Here is a 1,353-nt window from a genome sequence, read left to right as displayed (position 1 = left end):
GGCGGCGGATGGAGGCCCAGGACCACGAGGACACTTTCAACGTCGACCGTCCCGAGGACGAGCGGATCACCGTGTGGAAGGCGACCTGGATTCCGGTGGTCTCGCACGACGCGGCGGACGGCACCTCGGGTCTGTACCTGGACGCCGCCACCGGCTACCTGGGCCGCTGGTCCCGCTACAACGAAGGACCCGGCGACGAGCTCGACACCCTGGTCACCTACCTGGAAGAGGCTGCCGACATGCTCGAAGCCCCGGCCCTGGCCACCCGGGACAAGCCCGGCCTGATCGGCGGGGCGCTGGTCTGGGGCAGCAGGATCGACCCGGCACAGGAAGACCGGTGGCGTCCCCTCACCGGCTGACCACGTACAAAATGGGGGCCGGCCCGTTCGTCGCCGTGCGGGTGTCCGCGAGGATGCCGAAGTCCGCCGAGCCGTCGCCCGTCTTGTCGGTGAACAGATGGGCGCACTTACTGCCCGACGTCACCAGGTTGACGCTCTTGGGGTAGCCGTCGGACTCGTGCGTCGAGGCCATCGCGTACTCGTCGCAGTCGACCGACCCCACCGACGTATCGGACGGGTGCAGGCTCCAGGTGCTGTCACCCACACGGTCACGGCTGTTGTTCGAGCTCCACGGATTGCCGGCGCCGTTCTTGGCCCGGGTGTCGGGGCCCAGGTAGTGCGTCAGCGAGTCCCACCGCTTGGAGCCGGCGTGATCGGGCATCACCTTCCGCATGTACCAGCAGTACCCTCCGGCGGCCGGGTACTTGTTGGNNGTCGCCCGGGGGGAGTGGACGCGTCGTCACACCGCATTCTGGCGATCCGTCAGAAAAGTTGGGTGACCTGACGGACCCGTGAAACCAGCGTCAGCCGGAGACGACCTGCGAGGGCTGCGCCGGCGGACCGACTTCGGAGGGGACTCACCTCCACGAGATCAACGGACTGCACAAGGGGCTTCACAACGGGCTGCGCAACGTGCGTGGGCACCGGCCAGGTGATCCATGACCAGCGCCCCAGGAGAGCCCGGACTCCTGGGCACTCTCCAGGACACCGTGGTCGTGACCGGCCACTCCCCTCGGCCCAGCAGATCGAGGACCCTCGTACACGCCCGGCGGCCCGTACGCCCCCGGGATGGTCGGGCTTGGGAGAACGCGCCATGGCCGGCGACATGTACACCACGCGCAGCGATGCCGGTGGCCTGGATCACCTGGTCGCGGGCGGTGTGGAGCATGATGCGAGGCGCTTGCCGAGGACGCGCAGGGAGCTGTCTTCGTGCAGAGCAGGACCCACTGCTGGGCCGGCGTGCCGTTACAGGTGGAAATGTGGATCTTGGCGTGGTCAGTGGTCAGTGGTCGAG

The 1,353-nt window shown here is 68.2% G+C and carries 1 pseudogene; it reads left to right on the top strand.

Annotated features, from left to right (window positions below):
• Nucleotides 1-359 (top strand): annotated as a pseudogene (locus tag AOK08_RS41610) (hypothetical protein); the annotation flags it as partial.
• Nucleotides 360-1,353 lie beyond the last annotated feature (994 nt).

Origin of the sequence: Streptomyces graminilatus (genome assembly GCF_001418565.1) — a bacterium.
Classification (GTDB): Bacteria; Actinomycetota; Actinomycetes; order Streptomycetales; family Streptomycetaceae; genus Streptomyces; species Streptomyces graminilatus.
The sequence above is the reverse complement of the archived record's forward strand: the minus strand, read 5'-3'. Positions and strand labels throughout refer to the sequence as shown.